We start from the raw sequence: 16,866 nt of genomic DNA, 5'->3' as shown, positions 1-16,866 counted from the left end.
CGCCATCTTTCTTCAGCCGATACGAGCGAATTCATGAGCACTGACAAGACCAATCAGTCCTGGGGCGGCCGCTTCAGTGAACCCGTCGACGCCTTCGTCGCCCGCTTCACCGCCTCCGTCACCTTCGACCAGCGCCTGTATCGCCACGACATCATGGGCTCGATTGCCCATGCGACCATGCTGGCCAAGGTCGGCGTGCTGACCGATGCCGAGCGCGACAGCATCACCGACGGCCTGAAGACCATCCAGGGTGAAATCGAGGCCGGCCAGTTCGACTGGCGCATCGATCTCGAAGACGTGCACATGAACATCGAGGCGCGCCTGACGGATCGCATCGGCGTGACCGGTAAGAAGCTGCACACCGGCCGCAGCCGTAACGACCAGGTCGCCACCGACATCCGCCTGTGGCTGCGAGATGAGATCGACCTGATTCTGGCAGAAATCACCCGCCTGCAAAAAGGCCTGCTGGAACAGGCCGAGCGCGAAGCCGGCAGCATCATGCCGGGCTTCACCCACCTGCAAACCGCCCAGCCAGTGACCTTCGGGCACCACATGCTGGCCTGGTTCGAAATGCTCAGCCGCGATTACGAGCGCCTGGTCGACTGCCGCAAGCGCACCAATCGCATGCCGTTGGGCAGCGCCGCGCTGGCGGGCACCACGTACCCGATCGATCGCGAATACACCGCGCAGCTGCTGGGCTTCGACGCCGTCGGCGGCAACTCGCTGGACAACGTGTCCGATCGTGACTTCGCTATCGAATTCTGCTCCGCCGCGAGCATTGCAATGATGCACTTGTCGCGTTTCTCCGAAGAACTGGTGCTGTGGACCAGCGCGCAATTCCAGTTCATCGATCTGCCAGACCGTTTCTGCACCGGCAGCTCGATCATGCCGCAAAAGAAAAACCCGGACGTGCCGGAACTGGTGCGTGGCAAGACTGGCCGCGTGTTCGGCGCACTGATGGGCCTGCTGACCCTGATGAAAGGCCAGCCATTGGCCTACAACAAGGACAACCAGGAAGACAAGGAGCCGTTGTTCGACGCCGCCGACACCTTGCGCGACTCGCTGCGGGCCTTTGCCGACATGATCCCGGCGATCAAACCCAAGCACGCGATGATGCGCGAGGCGGCGTTGCGCGGTTTCTCCACCGCCACCGACCTCGCCGACTACCTGGTTCGCCGCGGCCTGCCGTTCCGTGACTGCCACGAAATTGTTGGCCATGCCGTGAAGTACGGCGTGGAAAGCGGCAAGGACCTGGCGGAAATGAGCTTGGAAGAGCTGCGCAAGTTCAGCGACCAGATCGATCAGGACGTCTTCGCCGTGCTGACCCTGGAAGGCTCGGTGAACGCCCGTGACCATATCGGCGGGACTGCGCCGGCGCAGGTCAAGAAGGCGGTGGCTCGCGGTCAGGCATTGCTCGCCAGCCGCTGAGGTCAGCGGCAACGACTGGGCTCGATGGCCGCCCGGCCATCGAGCTTTTTTTATCAGCCAGCAGCGTGAACTGCTCACCGGCCACGTAGGGAGCGAACCGCGCCCGCTGTTTCAGCGCGGTGAATCCTTTGATCAGGTCTCGCTCAGACTTGGCTCTGAGCGCTTCGGGAGTGGGCCTGCCAGCAAAAAACACCTCGGCATGGCAGACACGCGCGGGCAGTTCGATGTAGAGCTCGATTTCCTTGGCCAAGGAGCGAAAGCGTGCCCGCATGAAGGGATCTTCGGGCAGCAGTGGAATGCCCGGCTGGGTCTCCTCGATAAAATCGAGGATCGCATCCGTCTCGCTCAGAAAACCTTGCCCGGTCTCCAGTACAGGCACTTTTCCGCGAGGGCTGACAGCAAGGATGTCTGGATTCTGGCATCCATGGAGAGGGACCGTTTCAAACGGCACAGCCTTCTCCAGAAGTGCCAGTTTGACCATGTTGAAATAATTACTGGCCGCAAAGCCATGCAGTTTGAGCATCACCGATTCTCCTTGTAGGTGTCGACGCTCAAGGTAAACACTGCTCGATTGCCTGTAAGTGTTCACATAATTACCGAATGCGACGGCCCCGGACGAAAACGACGCCCGCCAGGGCGAGGCGGCCATAGGGGACAAAAGATTACGATTCTTGTATCACCCAAAATGGCCGACTTTCTTTAACGTTTGGACGCGACCATCGCCATAAACGCCGGCATCGCCGCTTCCTTGTCCGCTGCAATCCGCTGCACGTTCGGATTCTGCTCCAGACGCTCCAACAACGCCTTGGCCGCAGGCATCTCAGCCAGCAGGTCCAGGCCAAACAGCTTCTGCCCCACCGCACAGGCCAGCGGCACGCTGTACAGGAAATACAGATCCGCAAGGCTCAGGCTGTCGCCCGCGACATAAGGCGCAAACTTGCCATGCCTGCCCAGCGAGGCAAAGCCCAGCAGCAATTCGGCCTTGGTCTTGTCCTTGATCGCATCCGGCACCGGCATGCCGAAAAACGCTTCGGCATAACAGGCGCGCGCCGGTAATTCGATGTACAGCTCGATTTCCTTGGCAATCGCCAGCACCTGCGCCCGCTCAAAGGGATCGCTCGGCAGCAGCGGCGTGCCTTTCTGGCTCTGTTCGATGTATTCCAGAATCACTGCCGTTTCGTTGATGAAACCTTCGTCGACGCGCAGCACGGGCACCTTGCCACGCGGGCTGATGGCCAATGCCTCGTGACTGGTGCCGCCATAAAACGGCACTTCTTCGAACGGCAGTCCTTTCTCCAACAGCGCCAGTTTGACCATGTTGTAATAATTGCTGACGGAAAATCCATAAAGCTTAAGCATCACAAAGCCTCCGGGCCGTGCGGGGTGGGCAGTGCCTGTTTATAGAACGTCGCGCAAGTTCTCGCCAGCAGCATTACGTCGCTGAATGCAGGTAAACTGGCCGCCTTAACGTGAGGAGCCTGCCATGAGCGAGCCAACAGATATCGATCTCGACGAAGAAGAGTTCGCCGAAAACACCTTGGTCGAAGCCATCGAAAACCAGATCGCAAGCGACGACCCGCCTGCCGCCAAGGCAACGTTCAACAAGCTGACCCTGGTGGGTTACGAACGTGAGGAAATCCTCAACCTCATGGCGCATGTATTAGCAGTAGAAATCGACGCGATCCTCGAAGAAGACCGCGCGTTCAACACCGAATGGTACGAAGCAGCGTTGCGCGCATTGCCGGAATTGCCGCCGGAAAAGCAGTAAACCAAGCCCCGTGGGAATGCGGCGCCGCCGCCCCCACACAGATTGTCACCATTCAAGCCTGCCTTCCCCCAGACCCTGACTACACTGGTACGCACCCCGCTGCCGCTCTACCTGTCGGGGAATGCTGCCCGAGGTGAAAAACCCTGTCGCGAGCACTGGACATGCCGCACGAGTGGGATCACCTTAGGGGCGCTGTCGTCCAATTCCTAGAAAGTCTGGAGTCCTTATGTCGCTTACCCCTGAGTTGGTTGCCGAACTGGAAATCCTCGCACTCTTCAACCTGGACAGTGCCCAGGAAGGTTTGAAAATTCATCAGACCGCTGCCCCGAAAGCCATTGCTGCCGCTCAACGCCTGTACGAAAAAGACCTCATTGACCAGCCCGACGGCGGTTATCTGACCAGCCTGGGTCGTGACGCCGCGCAAAACGTGCAAACCGTTCTGACCATTCTGAACGTTCAGGAAACGGCCTGAGCATCCCTGCATCGCCCACGGAAACCCTGCGACGGGATTTCCGCGGGCACACTCCTGCCGACGCTTCGCCATGGAAATCTGACGTAAAAACAAATTCCGCTTAAGAGTGCCGCGACCGAGGCGCTAAACTGCCTTCATCCTGAGACCCCGACGTCCGAGCCCCGCGAGCCGGTTTGAGCTGACATGACCCGCACCCATGAAATCCGCCCTGATCTGGACGAGGGAATCGACCGCAAGGTTCTCAGCCAACTGCGCGCACGCTTCCTGAAGGTCAACGAGGGTCGCCTGGCCCGCGCCATGGAAGGCCTGTCGACCCGCCAGCAAGGCGTTTTGACCCTGCTGCCGCTATTTTTTCACGTCAATCATCCGCTGTTGCCGGGTTACGTATCGGGCAGCACCCCTGCCGGGCTGTCGAACTTCGAACCGGACGCCAACGCCCTCGCCGAAGCCCAGCGCCTGACCCGTTCCTTCTCCTACAAACCGCGCCACGGCAGCAATCCACCGCGACCGATTCACGGCCTGTTCCTGATGGGCAGCCTCGGCACCCTCGCCCAGGCGGACCAGAGCGACATGGACGTGTGGGTCTGCCACGCGCCGGACCTGACAGAGAACGAGCTCGCCGAGCTGCGTAAAAAGTGCCAGTTGCTCGAAACCTGGGCCGCCAGCCAGGGCGCCGAGGCGCATTTTTTCCTGATCGACCCGGCCCGCTTCGTGCTCGGCGAGCGCGATACGCAATTGAGTTCGGAAAACTGCGGCACCACCCAGCACTATCTGCTGCTGGACGAGTTCTACCGCACCGCCATCTGGCTGGCCGGGCGCACGCCAATCTGGTGGATGGTGCCGGTCTACGAAGAAGCCGCCTACGACCGCTACACCCACACGTTGCTGTCCAAACGGTTCATCCGCGCGGACGAAAGTCTGGACCTGGGCAATCTGGCGTTCATTCCGCCCGGTGAGTTCATTGGTGCGGGCCTCTGGCAGTTGTTCAAGGGCATCGAGTCGCCCTACAAGTCGGTGCTCAAATTGCTGCTGACCGAGGTCTACGCCAGTGAGCACCCCAGGGTTCAGTGCCTGAGCCTGCGATTCAAGCAGGCGGTGTTCGCCAATCAACTCGATCTCGACGAGCTGGACCCGTACGTCGTGGTCTACCGGCGCATCGAGGAATACCTCACCGTCCGTAACGAACCGGAACGTCTGGAACTGGTGCGGCGCGCGCTGTACCTGAAGGTCAACCGCAAACTCACCGGCAGCAACAGCCGCACCCAGAGCTGGCAGCGCTCATTGCTGGAGCGCCTGGCCCACGAATGGCACTGGGATCAGCGTCAACTGGCCCTGCTCGACAGCCGCAGCCAGTGGAAAGTCCGCCAGGTCAGCTCCGAACGCCGCGCATTGGTCAACGAGCTGAATTACAGCTACCGCTTCCTGACCGAGTTCGCCCGCAGTGAACAGACGGTGAGCCTGATCAACAAGCGCGACCTCAATGTGCTGGGTCGACGCCTGTACGCGGCGTTCGAGCGCAAGGCGGACAAGGTCGAGTTCATCAACCCGGGCATCGCGCCGGACCTGGCCGAGGACACCCTGACGCTGGTCAACGCGCCAAACAAAAAGGAACCAGAGCAAACCCAGTGGGGCCTGTACAACGGCAGCCTGACCGCCCTCGAGTGGGAGCATTTCGCACCGATCAAGCGCAGCCGCCAATTACTCGAGTTGCTGACCTGGTGCCATCGCAACGGCGTGATCGACAGCAGCACCCGTCTGGCCCTGCATCCCGGCGAAAGTGACCTGAGCGAGTTCGAGCTGTTCAACCTGCTCGGCAGCCTGCAACAGAGCATCGCCCTGCCCCTGCCCACCGTCGCCGAAGAACCGTTGCTGCGCGCCAGCGTGCCAAGCGAGGTGTTGATTCTGGTGAACGTGGGCGTCGATCCACTTAAACATCACCGTGACCTGAACATTCTGATGACCACCGAGCGCACTGACTCCCTGAGTTACGCCGGGGTCCGGGAAAACCTGGTGCTGACGCTGGACCAGGTCACGCTCAACAGCTGGAACGAGGTGATGGTCAACCGCTTCGACGGCCCTCACGCCCTGCTCGACTGCCTGCGCGACTACCTCAACAACCTGCCGAACGGCCCGCGGCAACCCAGGTTGCGCGTCCGTTGTTTTTGCCATAACCGCGCGCAATTCATTGCCCAACGGGTGGAAGAAATCCTCGACACTGCGCAGAACCTGCTGCTGAGCAAGCTCAATCATCGCTACCTGATTCAGGTCCAGCAGCATTACCACGTGCTGGAGCTGGTGCCGGGACAGGTCAATCACGTCGCCCTCGCGACCTTGCCGGCGCTGTTCGATTACCTCGGCGAAGAACTGGCGAGCTACAGCCCGCTGCACCTGGATCCGAGGGCGCTGGAGGACCATGACCTGGCGCTGATCCTGCCCATGGGCCAGCCCGAGTGCATCCAGGCGTTCTACCGGATCCACGACGACCAGGCCGATCTGTATGTGCTGGATGAATTCAACGCCTTATGGCAGCAGCGTTTGCCCTACCACGAGGAAGAAAGCCTGCTGGTACCGCTGCAGCGCTTCCTGCAGTCGATCCAGTACCGCCGCGATGCCTTGTTGCCGATGGACGCGGCCCAGCCGCAGAGCCTCGACACCTTGTATTACCAGTTGTTGCCCTCCGGCCCGGGACGAGCCCGCCGGGTCGAACCCCGGCCCGCTCCGCAGACGCCGGTCAACAGGCCGTTCTATGACGTGCAGGCGATCGTCGGCAAAGCCGCACCTGGTGAGGTGCAAGTCACGTTGTATTGCAATCAGCGGGAGTTTTCAGAGCTGGAACATGGCGAGCAGTTGTTCAGCGTGGTAGCCCGGGAAATTGTCGACCAGCGCCGCGAGACCGAGCGTTATCGCTGCTACATCACCGACCTGGACCTGTCGGGCCTGCTCGGTGATGGTCAGAGCTCAAGCAATTTGTATTTGCGCTACAAGGCCGATCTGGAGCGCGCATTGAACGACGCGCTCGAACGGGCCTGAGGGAGAGATTATTCCGGGAAGTCGCCGCCATTGGCCGGCTGCGATTCGACTTCAAGCAAGGTCAGCTTGAGGGTTTTGCCGCCCGGTGCGGGCCAATCGATGTGCTGGCCCACTTTGAGCCCCAGCAGGGCACTGCCGACAGGCGCCAGAATGGAAATCTTGCCTTCGTCTGCGTTGGCGTCCTTGGGGTAGACCAGCGTCAGGTGATAGTCCTTGCCGCTGCTTTCTTCACGGCAATGAACTTTGGAGTTCATGGTCACGACATCGGCAGGCACCTCTTCGTGACCGACCAGCGTATCGGCGCGATCCAGTTCGGTTTGCAGCGCGATAACGCCCGGCAGCGTGTCGTCCAGGCTGTCGATCAGGCGTTCCAGACGTTGCACGTCCAGTCGGGTAAGGGTGATGGAAGGTGCGGTCATGATCAGGGCAGACTCCTTTCTTCTGCACGAAAAAAGCAAAACCCCGCCAGAAAAAGGCGGGGTTTTCACGAACCTCGATGGGTTGAGGCGTACCCGGACACTATCACAGCTCAATAAATATACAAGCCAGGCCATTTTCTGTAGGAGCGAGCTTGCTCGCGAAGAACGTGAACACGCCGCGCTCATGCTGGCGGCCCTTGTCATCGTTAACGCCCATCGCGAGCAAGCTCGCTCCTACAGGGGATGGGCCGGGGGCTTGCGATTGGAGGCCTGGGCGCATATCACCCGGCGGCGCTCATCATCGGCCGAACGCCACTCGCGGATGTCTTCGACATGGCGAAAACACCCGAGGCAGACCTTCTGTTCATCCAGCCGGCACACGCCGCTGCACGGCGAAGGCACCGCCGTGCTGACATTGCTGTAGAGCGGCTTGGGCGGACGAACGGGTGCAGGCTGGGTCACGATCTCACAGACCTTCGAAGTCGAATTCAGCACCGGCCTGTTGCTTGACGATGCGCTCGAGCATCTCGCCGAGCTGCTCCTCGCTCTTGTCGCACATCCAGCGTTCGCTTTCTTCGTCGTAGTCGAAGTGGAAACCACCGGACACCGCCGCCAGCCACAGCTGACGCAGGGGTTCCTGACGGCTGAAGATCAACTGGCTGCCGTTTTCGAACTTGACGGTGAGCACACCGGCCGAGCTCTCAAGGTCGATGTCGAGGTCGCTCTCATCGAAAATATCTTCCAGCGATTGCTGGGTGGCATCGACCAGATCGTGGAAACGGGCTTCGGTCAAACTCATTACGGCAAACCTCAAAAAGTGTCTACTCACGCTCAAGCGCCGCAAGATACGGCCGAGCCCCGGTGATTGCAAAGGATAACGACCAGCAACCGTTCCCTGTGGGAGCGAGCCTGCTCGCGATTACGCCAGTCCATCGGGCATTATGGCCGCTGACACACCGCCATCGCGAGCAGGCTCGCTCCCACAGGGGTTGACCGGCGCCGACAGGTATCGCGCAACCCCCGCCGGACGGGAGCCCCATCGCATAGGCAATCCGCCGGGTGGCCGGTATACTCCGGCGCAATTAACGTATTTTCAAGGATTTCGCCATGAAGCGCCTGATCTCTTCCCTTGCTGCGCTTGCTTCGCTCGTCGCTTTCGCCAGCTTATTGTCGGCCTGTGGTCAAAAAGGCCCGCTGTACCTGCCCGACGATAAACAGGACCCTGCCGAGCAGGCGCAGTCCTCGCAAAAGCAGCCGTCGAAGGCTCACAAGCACGACGTCTACCAATAAGGGAACGCCATGGACGCTTTTAACTACCGTGACGGCGAGCTGTTCGCGGAAGGGGTTGCCCTGTCCGCCATCGCCGAACGCTTTGGCACGCCGACCTACGTCTACTCCCGAGCCCACATCGAAGCCCAGTACCTGGCATACGCCGATGCGCTGGCTGGCACGCCGCACCTGGTCTGCTACGCGGTCAAGGCCAACTCCAACCTGGGTGTCCTGAATGTCCTGGCGCGTCTCGGCGCCGGTTTTGACATTGTCTCCCGTGGCGAGCTGGAGCGCGTGCTGGCCGCTGGCGGCAGCGCCGACAAGATCGTGTTCTCCGGCGTCGGCAAGACCCGTGACGACATGCGTCGCGCCCTGGAAGTCGGCGTCCACTGCTTCAACGTCGAATCCACCGATGAGCTGGAACGGCTGCAGGTGGTCGCCGCCGAACTGGGCGTTCGCGCCCCGATCTCGTTGCGCGTGAACCCGGACGTCGATGCCGGCACCCATCCGTACATTTCCACCGGTCTCAAAGAGAACAAGTTCGGCATCGCCATTGCCGACGCCGAAGACGTGTACATCCGCGCCGCGCAGCTGCCGAACCTGGAAGTGGTCGGTGTCGATTGCCACATCGGTTCGCAACTGACCACCCTGCCGCCATTCATTGATGCCCTCGACCGCCTGCTGGGCCTGGTCGACCGCCTCGGCGATTGCGGCATCTACCTGCGCCACATCGATCTCGGTGGTGGTTTGGGCGTGCGTTATCGCGATGAAGAGCCGCCACTGGCCGCCGACTACATCAAAGCCGTGCGCGAGCGTCTCGACGGTCGTGACCTGGCACTGGTGTTCGAGCCGGGCCGTTTCATCGTCGCCAACGCCGGCGTGCTGCTGACCCAGGTGGAGTACCTCAAGCACACCGAACACAAAGACTTCGCCATCGTCGACGCGGCCATGAACGACCTGATCCGCCCGGCGCTGTACCAGGCCTGGATGGACGTCACCGCCGTGCGCCCACGGGACACCGCGGCTCGCGCCTACGACATCGTCGGGCCGATCTGCGAGACCGGCGACTTCCTGGCCAAGGACCGTCAGCTGGCCCTGGAAGAAGGCGACCTGCTGGCGGTGCATTCCGCTGGCGCCTATGGGTTTGTCATGAGTTCCAACTACAACACCCGCGGCCGTACCGCCGAAGTGTTGGTGGACGGTGATCAGGCATTCGAAGTGCGTCGCCGTGAGACGGTAGCCGAGTTGTTTGCTGGCGAAAGCCTGCTGCCGGAGTAAAACCATGCTGCTGCGTTTTACCAAGATGCACGGCCTGGGCAACGACTTTATGGTCCTCGACCTGGTCAGCCAGCACGCGCACATCCTGCCCAAACACGCCAAGCAATGGGGCGATCGGCACACCGGCATCGGTTTCGACCAGTTGCTGATCGTCGAGGCGCCGAGCAACCCGGACGTGGATTTCCGCTATCGGATCTTCAACTCCGACGGCTCCGAAGTGGAGCAGTGCGGCAACGGCGCGCGCTGTTTCGCCCGCTTTGTGCTCGACAAGCGCCTGACCGCAAAACGGCAGATTCGCGTCGAAACCAAAAGTGGCATTATCCAACTGGACATCCGCAGCGACGGCCAGATCAGCGTCGACATGGGTGCACCGCGCCTGGTGCCGGCCGACATCCCGTTCATCGCCGACAGCCAGGCGGCGAGCTACTCGCTGGACGTCGACGGCACATCGGTTGAACTGGCCGCCGTGTCGATGGGCAACCCCCACGCCGTGCTGCGGGTCAACGACATCAACAACGCACCGGTGCATGAACTGGGGCCGAAAATCGAACATCACCCGCGCTTTCCCGCGCGAGTGAACGTCGGTTTTCTCCAGGTCATCGACCGGAACCGCGCGCAGTTGCGCGTCTGGGAACGCGGCGTCGGGGAAACCCAGGCCTGCGGCACCGGCGCGTGTGCTGCAGCAGTGGCCGCGATCAGCCAGGGGTGGATGGATTCGCCGCTATTGATCGACCTGCCCGGCGGGCGCCTGTCCATTGAATGGGCAGGCCCAGGCCAACCGGTTGTGATGACCGGCCCGGCAGTCCGAGTGTACGAAGGACAAGTGCGTCTTTGAGTGAGTCAAACCCATGACCGACAAGCCCCAGGTTCCCGCCCGACAGCCCGACGAATCACCTTCCGAAAGCCTTGAGGCGGCGGCGATTGCCGCGTACCTGGAGGCTCATCCGGACTTCTTCGTCGAGCACGAAGAACTGCTGCCGGCCATGCGCATTCCGCACCAGCGTGGCGACACCATTTCGCTGGTCGAGCGCCAGATGACCATCCTGCGCGACCGCAACATCGAGCTGCGGCATCGCTTGTCGCACTTGATGGACGTGGCCCGGGACAACGATCGCCTGTTTGACAAGACCCGTCGCCTGATCCTTGCGCTGATGGACGCTGCCAGCCTGGAAGACGTGGTGATCAGCGTCGAAGACAGTCTGCGTCAGGATTTCCAAGTGCCTTTCGTGAGCCTGATCCTGCTGGGGGACAACCCGATGCCGGTCGGCCGCTGGGTGACCCACGCCGATGCGCAAACGGCCATCGGCGGTCTGCTCTCGGAAGACAAAAGCATCAGCGGGAGTCTGCGTGAGCATGAACTGGACTTCCTGTTCGGCGAAGAGCAACGCAAGCAGATCGGCTCCACCGCCGTCGTCGCGATCAGCCATCAAGGCATCCACGGCATCCTGGCCATCGCCAGCCGCGATCCGCAGCACTACAAAAGCTCGGTGGGTACGCTGTTCCTGAGCTACATCGCCGAAGTCATGGGCCGTGTACTGCCACGGGTCAACAGCTCGCTGCGCTCGGTACGCTGATCGTGGAACGGCAACTGGACGCTTACTGCGAACACCTGCGCAGTGAGCGGCAGGTGTCGCCGCATACGCTGTACGCCTACCGCCGCGACCTCGACAAAGTGCTGGGCTGGTGCGTCAAACAGAACATCGGCAGCTGGGCCGCGCTGGATATCCAGCGCCTGCGCAGCCTGATCGCTCGCTTGCACGCCCAGGGACAGTCGTCCCGCAGCCTGGCACGCCTGCTCTCGGCCGTGCGCGGGCTCTACCATTATCTGAACCGCGAAGGCCTGTGCGATCACGATCCAGCCAATGGCCTGGCGCCGCCGAAAGGCGAACGCCGACTGCCAAAAACCCTCGACACGGACCGCGCGCTGCAGTTGCTCGAAGGTGCGGTGGAGGATGATTTCCTGGCGCGTCGGGACCAGGCGATTCTGGAGCTGTTCTATTCCTCGGGTTTGCGCTTGTCGGAGCTGACCGGGCTCAATCTCGATCAGTTGGACCTGGCCGACGGCATGGTCCAGGTGCTCGGCAAAGGCAGCAAGACCCGGTTGCTACCGGTGGGCAAAAAGGCCCGCGAAGCGCTGGAGTTGTGGTTGCCATTGCGCGCGTTGACCAACCCGGCCGATGACGCGGTATTTGTCAGCCAGCAGGGCCGGCGCCTCGGGCCCCGGGCGATCCAGGTGCGGGTCAAGGCGGCTGGCGAGCGCGAGTTGGGGCAGAACCTGCACCCGCACATGCTGCGCCACTCCTTTGCCAGTCACTTGCTGGAGTCTTCCCAAGACCTGCGCGCCGTGCAGGAACTGCTCGGCCACTCGGACATCAAGACCACCCAGATCTACACCCACCTGGACTTCCAGCACCTGGCGACGGTCTATGACAGTGCCCATCCACGGGCCAAACGCATTAAGGGCGATGATTCATGACAATCCAGCTGATCACCTTCGACCTCGACGACACCCTGTGGGACACCGCCCCGGTGATCGTCAGCGCCGAAGCCGTACTGCGTGAATGGCTGACCGAACACGCGCCGAATCTGGGCGCGGTGCCGGTGGAGCATTTGTGGGCGATTCGCGAGCGCATCCTGAGCAAGGAGCCGCAGCTGAAACACCGCATCAGCGCGCTACGCCGCCGCGTCCTGTTCCATGCGCTGGAAGAGGCCGGCTACGACCATGGCGAGGCGTCGGATCTGGCCGACAAGAGTTTTGAAGTGTTTCTGCATGCGCGGCATCAGATCGAAGTGTTCCCTGACGTCGAACCGACACTGGAGGCGCTGGCCAGGCATTTCGCCCTGGGCGTGGTCACCAACGGCAACGCCGACGTACGCCGGTTAGGGCTGGCGGACTACTTCAAGTTCGCGCTGTGTGCCGAAGACATCGGCATCGCCAAACCGGATGCGCGACTGTTTCATGAAGCCTTGCAACGTGGCGGTGCGACCGCCGAGACCGCGGTGCACATCGGCGATCATCCGGGTGATGACATTGCCGGGGCGCAGCAGGCGGGGTTGCGGGCAATCTGGTTCAACCCGGCGGGCAATGTGTGGGAAGCCGATCGTTTGCCAGACGCGGAGATTGCCAGCCTGACCGAATTGCCGGCGTTGTTGGCGCGGTGGAATGCAATCTCAGCCTGACACAAAACCTGTGGGAGCGGGCTTGCTCGCGAAAGCGGCAGGCCAGCGGACATTGATTTTGAATGTGATGACCTCTTCGCGGGCAAGCCCGCTCCCACAGGGGCCTGCGCAAACCCGATACCGTTGATTCGCCCATGAAAAAGCCCGCAGCGACGGCGGGCTTTTTCAGCAAGCAAGGGCAGGCGCTTAGATAGGCCGGCTGCCGTACTTGTTATCAGGCTTCTTGGGAGGATCGGCGACCACATTGGCCTCCACTTCCTGCACCTTGCCGCCCTTGGCCAGAAACTCTTCCATGGCTTTGGCCAAGGCATCGCGTTCCTTGTTCTTCGCTTCGACGCTCGGCAGCTCATCGACCGATACCGCAGCCTTGGCCTTGCCTTTGGCGGTCGGAACGGGCGCTTCACCGCCGTCGTCTTCAACGACTTCGTCCGTCGCTGCTTCCAGACCTTCTTCGGTTTCGTCGTCGTCGCCTACTTCGAGGTCGTCGTTTTCCAGATCATCGTCGCTCATGTTCTACCTCATGACTTGCGAAAAGCAGATTAGTTATAGCCCAGCTTCGCCGTCTGTCGAAGGCTGCCGGAAAAAAATCAACAGCCGCTGATCACCAGCGGTTCATGCCCCTTCACCGTGCAAGGTGGCGAGGACTTTACGGGCACCGCCATGATCACGGTGCTCGCCCAGATAAACGCCTTGCCAGGTGCCCAGCGCCAGTCGGCCTGCCGAAATCGGCAAACTGAGCTGACAGCCAAGTACGCTGGCCTTGAAGTGCGCCGGGAGGTCGTCCAGGCCTTCGTCGTTATGCTCGTAGCCGTCTGTTCCTTGTGGGATCAGACGATTGAAAAATCGTTCGAAGTCGCGACGTACCGCCGGATCGGCGTTCTCGTTGATGGTCAACGACGCCGAGGTATGCTGCAGCCACAAATGCAACAGACCGACCCGGCACGCCTTGAGTTCAGGCAGGCCGGCGAGTAACTCGTCCGTTACCAGATGAAAGCCCCGGGGCCTTGCCCGCAGGGTAATCAGAGTCTGTTGCCACATACAGTTCTCCGCACGTTCGGGGCGCATTCTAGCGCGCTCTGGGAAAAAACAAAGGCCCTAATATTCCTTCAATCATGTAAGTGATTGGCCGTAGAAAAACGCCCGGCGCAAACGCCATCAAACGTGTACGAAAAAACCTTTCAGCTGTGCCTACACTGACAAATCCCGGACAAAAAAATGCCCGGCAAGCCGGGCAAGTTTTTGATACGCGTCTTACAGGTTGTAGCCGCGCTCGTTGTGAAGCGCCAGGTCGATGCCGACAGCCTCTTCTTCTTCAGTGATACGCAGGCCCATGACGGCGTCCAGTACCTTGAGAATGACGAAGGTGACGATCGCGGTGTAGATCACCGTGAAGCCCACGCCTTTGCACTGAATCCAGACTTGTGCGGCGATGTCGGTGACGGTGCCGAAGCCGCCCAGGGACGGTGCGGCGAACACACCGGTCAGGATCGCACCGAGGATACCGCCGATACCGTGTACACCGAAGGCGTCCAGGGAATCGTCATAACCGAGTTTGCGTTTCAGGGTGGTGGCGCAGAAGAAGCACACCACGCCCGCTGCCAGACCGATCACCAGCGCGCCCATCGGGCCCACGGTGCCAGCGGCCGGGGTAATCGCGACCAGACCGGCCACAACACCCGAGGCGATACCCAGTGCGCTGGGTTTGCCGTGGGTGACCCACTCGGCGAACATCCAGCCCAGTGCAGCAGCGGCGGTTGCGATCTGAGTCACCAGCATCGCCATACCGGCCGTGCCGTTGGCCGCGGCGGCAGAACCGGCGTTGAAACCGAACCAGCCGACCCACAGCATCGCCGCGCCCACCAGGGTGTAACCGAGGTTGTGCGGGGCCATCGGGGTGGTCGGGAAGCCTTTGCGCTTGCCCAGCACCAGGCAGGCAATCAGACCGGCCACACCCGCGTTGATGTGCACCACGGTGCCGCCGGCGAAGTCCAGCACGCCCCAATCCCACAACAGGCCGCCGTTACCGGACCAGACCATGTGCGCGATCGGTGCATACACCAGGGTGAACCACACGCCCATGAAGATCAGCATGGCGGAGAACTTCATCCGCTCGGCGAAGGCACCGACGATCAGCGCGGGAGTGATGATGGCGAAGGTCATCTGGAAGGTGATGAACACCGCCTCGGGGAACAGCGCCGCAGGCCCGGTCAGGCTGGCTGGCGTGACACCGGCGAGGAACGCCTTGCCCATGCCGCCGAAGAACGAGTTGAAATTGACGACGCCCTGCTCCATGCCGGTAGTGTCGAACGCGATGCTGTAGCCATAAATGACCCACAACACGCTGATCAGACCGGTAATGGCGAAGCACTGCATCATCACGGAAAGAATGTTTTTGGAGCGAACCATGCCGCCGTAGAACAACGCGAGGCCGGGAATGGTCATGAACAGCACGAGGGCTGTAGAGGTCAGCATCCAGGCGGTATCGCCGGAATTGAGGACTGGGGCCGCCACTTCGTCTGCCGCCATGGCCAGGCTGGGCATTACGAGGGACAACAGGGCTCCTAGCCCTGCGAATTTACGCAGAGTCATATTGTTTTCTCCTGGGGCGTTGGGGTTTGTGGCGGCTTAAATCGCGTCGGTATCGGTTTCGCCGGTACGGATGCGAATCGCCTGTTCCAGATTGACCACGAAGATCTTGCCGTCACCGATCTTGCCGGTGTTGGCAGCCTTGGTTATCGCCTCGATAACCCGGTCAAGATCCTTGTCGTCAATGGCAACATCGATCTTCACCTTGGGCAGGAAATCGACCACGTATTCCGCGCCGCGATACAGCTCGGTGTGACCCTTCTGCCGACCGAAGCCTTTGACTTCAGTAACGGTAATGCCCTGCACGCCGATCTCGGACAGCGACTCGCGCACGTCGTCCAACTTGAACGGCTTGATGATGGCAGTGACTAGCTTCATGAAAACTCTCTCCCGAATTGGTGGACTTGCCCCAGGAAAACAAACCCGACTCAAGTCTAAGCGCAGTGCCTGGCTTTGTAACGCATCGTCGGCCTTACCTGCCCGTCCGACGCCAGCTAACCACTCCGCACGAAACACTTCCCCGTTCCGCTTGGCGCACTGCATTCGTCACATCGACTGCATCAGTGCATGGGTCACTACCGACTAAGCAGAAAGCTTGCCATCTCGCCAAAAACCACTGAATTCAATCCTTTGGCCGTCGCAACCGGCACCGGCGCCCGAACGGCGCGGCAGATACGCACAACAACGGTGCGGCGCCGTCCGTCCGCCTGCGCGAAAAGCGTGCATGGTCAGCGGTCGGAATTGACTATAGACACTGCGTGATACACTGCCCGCCATTGTTTCCAGGACCTTCACCATGCTCGCGCCCAAAGACTTCCTCGACGCCCTGACCGGCACTGCCTCCCGCCTCTTCAGCGGCGACACCCCACTGCCAAAAAGCGAAATCGAAAGCCAGTTCAAAGCGTTGCTGCAAAGCGGTTTCAGCAAACTGGACCTGGTGAGTCGGGAAGAATTCGATAGCCAGATGGTTGTGCTCGCACGGACCCGGGCGCGGTTGGAGAGCCTTGAGACGAAGGTGGCGGAGTTGGAAGCGAAGCTCAATCCCCCAACTGTATAACCCCGCAAATCCCACTTTGAAACCCGATCTAATGTGGGAGCGAGCCTGCTCGCGATTGAAGGTCGGCACGACCCTCAGATGCATCTGTAGGAATTGGTGCCAAGTGCGATCACCCTCAAAAATCCCGGCACCTTCCTACAACAAAACCACCGCCGTCCGATTGCGCCGCAAAGCTCCGGTTTTTAAGCTCACCCAATGCTGAATGTTCAGCACTGGGTTTGGCGACCTGGAAGCTTAAGGAGCGCGACGACCATCGACCCAGGTCATGGCGGTTGTGCGTGGGGAGACCTTCGGGTCTGCCGGGTTCCTTTTGCTCCGGTTCGCCAACCCGCGTACAGCTGCCACCCAATTGTTTGGCGACAATTGCTGGCAGCCCTTC

At 61.1% G+C, this 16,866-nt stretch carries 20 protein-coding genes; 11 read left to right on the top strand and 9 right to left on the bottom strand.

Annotated elements, in window-relative coordinates; all coding sequences use genetic code 11:
• Positions 1 to 33: 33 nt before the first annotated feature.
• Positions 34 to 1,428, top strand: coding sequence for an argininosuccinate lyase (gene argH, locus NTD84_RS22710; protein ID WP_017341432.1), 1,395 nt, complete (start codon positions 34 to 36; stop codon positions 1,426 to 1,428).
• Here the strand turns inward: argH and NTD84_RS22705 are convergent.
• Together NTD84_RS22705 and NTD84_RS22700 are read right to left on the bottom strand one after the other, a co-directional pair.
• Positions 1,382 to 1,951, bottom strand: coding sequence for a glutathione S-transferase family protein (locus NTD84_RS22705; RefSeq protein WP_262170219.1), 570 nt, complete (start codon positions 1,949 to 1,951; stop codon positions 1,382 to 1,384). The genes argH and NTD84_RS22705 overlap by 47 nt on opposite strands.
• 176 nt (positions 1,952 to 2,127) lie before the next feature.
• Positions 2,128 to 2,787, bottom strand: coding sequence for a glutathione S-transferase family protein (locus NTD84_RS22700; protein ID WP_262170216.1), 660 nt, complete (start codon positions 2,785 to 2,787; stop codon positions 2,128 to 2,130).
• A 124-nt stretch (positions 2,788 to 2,911) separates the two neighbouring features.
• On the opposite strand from NTD84_RS22700, the gene NTD84_RS22695 reads away from it, so the two are divergent.
• From NTD84_RS22695 to NTD84_RS22685, 3 genes are all read left to right on the top strand, one after another.
• Positions 2,912 to 3,196, top strand: coding sequence for a hypothetical protein (locus NTD84_RS22695; RefSeq protein WP_262170213.1), 285 nt, complete (start codon positions 2,912 to 2,914; stop codon positions 3,194 to 3,196).
• A 226-nt stretch (positions 3,197 to 3,422) separates the two neighbouring features.
• The gene (locus NTD84_RS22690) at positions 3,423 to 3,668 is read left to right on the top strand and encodes a TIGR02647 family protein (RefSeq protein ID WP_262170209.1); all 246 of its coding nucleotides are present in this window, start codon (positions 3,423 to 3,425) and stop codon (positions 3,666 to 3,668) included.
• A 183-nt stretch (positions 3,669 to 3,851) separates the two neighbouring features.
• Positions 3,852 to 6,698 carry a class I adenylate cyclase gene (locus NTD84_RS22685; RefSeq protein ID WP_262170206.1) on the top strand — a complete coding sequence of 949 codons (2,847 nt, stop codon included), beginning with the start codon at positions 3,852 to 3,854 and terminating at the stop codon, positions 6,696 to 6,698.
• An 8-nt stretch (positions 6,699 to 6,706) separates the two neighbouring features.
• On the opposite strand, the gene rnk is transcribed toward NTD84_RS22685, so the two are convergent.
• The 3 genes from rnk to cyaY all read right to left on the bottom strand — a co-directional run bounded on the left by rnk (position 6,707) and on the right by cyaY (position 7,916).
• Positions 6,707 to 7,117 (bottom strand): nucleoside diphosphate kinase regulator, encoded by a 411-nt coding sequence (gene rnk / locus NTD84_RS22680; protein ID WP_262170204.1) that lies wholly within the window; start codon positions 7,115 to 7,117, stop codon positions 6,707 to 6,709.
• Positions 7,118 to 7,351: 234 nt separating this feature from the next.
• Positions 7,352 to 7,579, bottom strand: a complete 228-nt coding sequence (locus NTD84_RS22675; RefSeq protein ID WP_262170200.1) for a DUF1289 domain-containing protein — start codon at positions 7,577 to 7,579, stop codon at positions 7,352 to 7,354.
• Positions 7,580 to 7,583: 4 nt separating this feature from the next.
• Complete coding sequence (gene cyaY / locus NTD84_RS22670) at positions 7,584 to 7,916, bottom strand: iron donor protein CyaY (protein ID WP_017341439.1); 333 nt, start codon at positions 7,914 to 7,916, stop codon at positions 7,584 to 7,586.
• Positions 7,917 to 8,224: 308 nt separating this feature from the next.
• Here cyaY and lptM point away from each other — a divergent pair, with 308 nt between their 5' ends.
• Genes lptM through NTD84_RS22640 form a run of 6 tightly spaced genes read left to right on the top strand, consistent with a single transcriptional unit; the run spans position 8,225 to position 12,844 of the window.
• The gene (gene lptM / locus NTD84_RS22665; RefSeq protein ID WP_262170195.1) at positions 8,225 to 8,407 is read left to right on the top strand and encodes an LPS translocon maturation chaperone LptM; all 183 of its coding nucleotides are present in this window, start codon (positions 8,225 to 8,227) and stop codon (positions 8,405 to 8,407) included.
• Positions 8,408 to 8,416: 9 nt separating this feature from the next.
• Positions 8,417 to 9,664, top strand: coding sequence for a diaminopimelate decarboxylase (gene lysA / locus NTD84_RS22660; RefSeq protein ID WP_262170192.1), 1,248 nt, complete (start codon positions 8,417 to 8,419; stop codon positions 9,662 to 9,664).
• A gap of 4 nt (positions 9,665 to 9,668) precedes the next feature.
• Entirely contained in the window at positions 9,669 to 10,499 is an 831-nt protein-coding gene (gene dapF, locus NTD84_RS22655; RefSeq protein WP_262170190.1) for a diaminopimelate epimerase, read from the top strand.
• Positions 10,500 to 10,512: 13 nt separating this feature from the next.
• Positions 10,513 to 11,238 (top strand): DUF484 family protein, encoded by a 726-nt coding sequence (locus tag NTD84_RS22650; RefSeq protein WP_262170187.1) that lies wholly within the window; start codon positions 10,513 to 10,515, stop codon positions 11,236 to 11,238.
• Positions 11,239 to 11,240: 2 nt separating this feature from the next.
• Positions 11,241 to 12,140 (top strand): tyrosine recombinase XerC, encoded by a 900-nt coding sequence (gene xerC / locus NTD84_RS22645; RefSeq protein WP_262170184.1) that lies wholly within the window; start codon positions 11,241 to 11,243, stop codon positions 12,138 to 12,140.
• Positions 12,137 to 12,844, top strand: a complete 708-nt coding sequence (locus tag NTD84_RS22640; protein WP_262170181.1) for an HAD family hydrolase — start codon at positions 12,137 to 12,139, stop codon at positions 12,842 to 12,844. Before xerC ends, NTD84_RS22640 begins: the two co-directional genes overlap by 4 nt.
• A 186-nt stretch (positions 12,845 to 13,030) precedes the next feature.
• Here NTD84_RS22640 and sutA read toward each other — a convergent pair whose 3' ends face one another.
• The 4 genes from sutA to glnK all read right to left on the bottom strand — a co-directional run bounded on the left by sutA (position 13,031) and on the right by glnK (position 15,808).
• Positions 13,031 to 13,354, bottom strand: coding sequence for a transcriptional regulator SutA (gene sutA, locus NTD84_RS22635; protein ID WP_262170178.1), 324 nt, complete (start codon positions 13,352 to 13,354; stop codon positions 13,031 to 13,033).
• A 102-nt stretch (positions 13,355 to 13,456) separates the two neighbouring features.
• On the bottom strand, positions 13,457 to 13,882 hold the full coding sequence (locus NTD84_RS22630) for a secondary thiamine-phosphate synthase enzyme YjbQ (RefSeq protein ID WP_046818495.1): 426 nt from the start codon (positions 13,880 to 13,882) through the stop codon (positions 13,457 to 13,459).
• A gap of 213 nt (positions 13,883 to 14,095) precedes the next feature.
• Complete coding sequence (locus NTD84_RS22625) at positions 14,096 to 15,433, bottom strand: ammonium transporter (RefSeq protein ID WP_262170171.1); 1,338 nt, start codon at positions 15,431 to 15,433, stop codon at positions 14,096 to 14,098.
• Between the two features lie 36 nt (positions 15,434 to 15,469).
• Positions 15,470 to 15,808, bottom strand: coding sequence for a P-II family nitrogen regulator (gene glnK / locus NTD84_RS22620; RefSeq protein WP_002555808.1), 339 nt, complete (start codon positions 15,806 to 15,808; stop codon positions 15,470 to 15,472).
• Between the two features lie 418 nt (positions 15,809 to 16,226).
• Between glnK and NTD84_RS22615 the strand changes: the two genes are divergently transcribed.
• On the top strand, positions 16,227 to 16,487 hold the full coding sequence (locus tag NTD84_RS22615; RefSeq protein WP_262170168.1) for an accessory factor UbiK family protein: 261 nt from the start codon (positions 16,227 to 16,229) through the stop codon (positions 16,485 to 16,487).
• The last annotated feature ends 379 nt before the right edge of the window (positions 16,488 to 16,866 follow it).

The sequence above is a fragment of the Pseudomonas sp. 14P_8.1_Bac3 genome (assembly GCF_025466085.1).
Classification (GTDB): Bacteria; Pseudomonadota; Gammaproteobacteria; order Pseudomonadales; family Pseudomonadaceae; genus Aquipseudomonas.
This window is presented reverse-complemented; position numbering and strand designations above follow the sequence as displayed.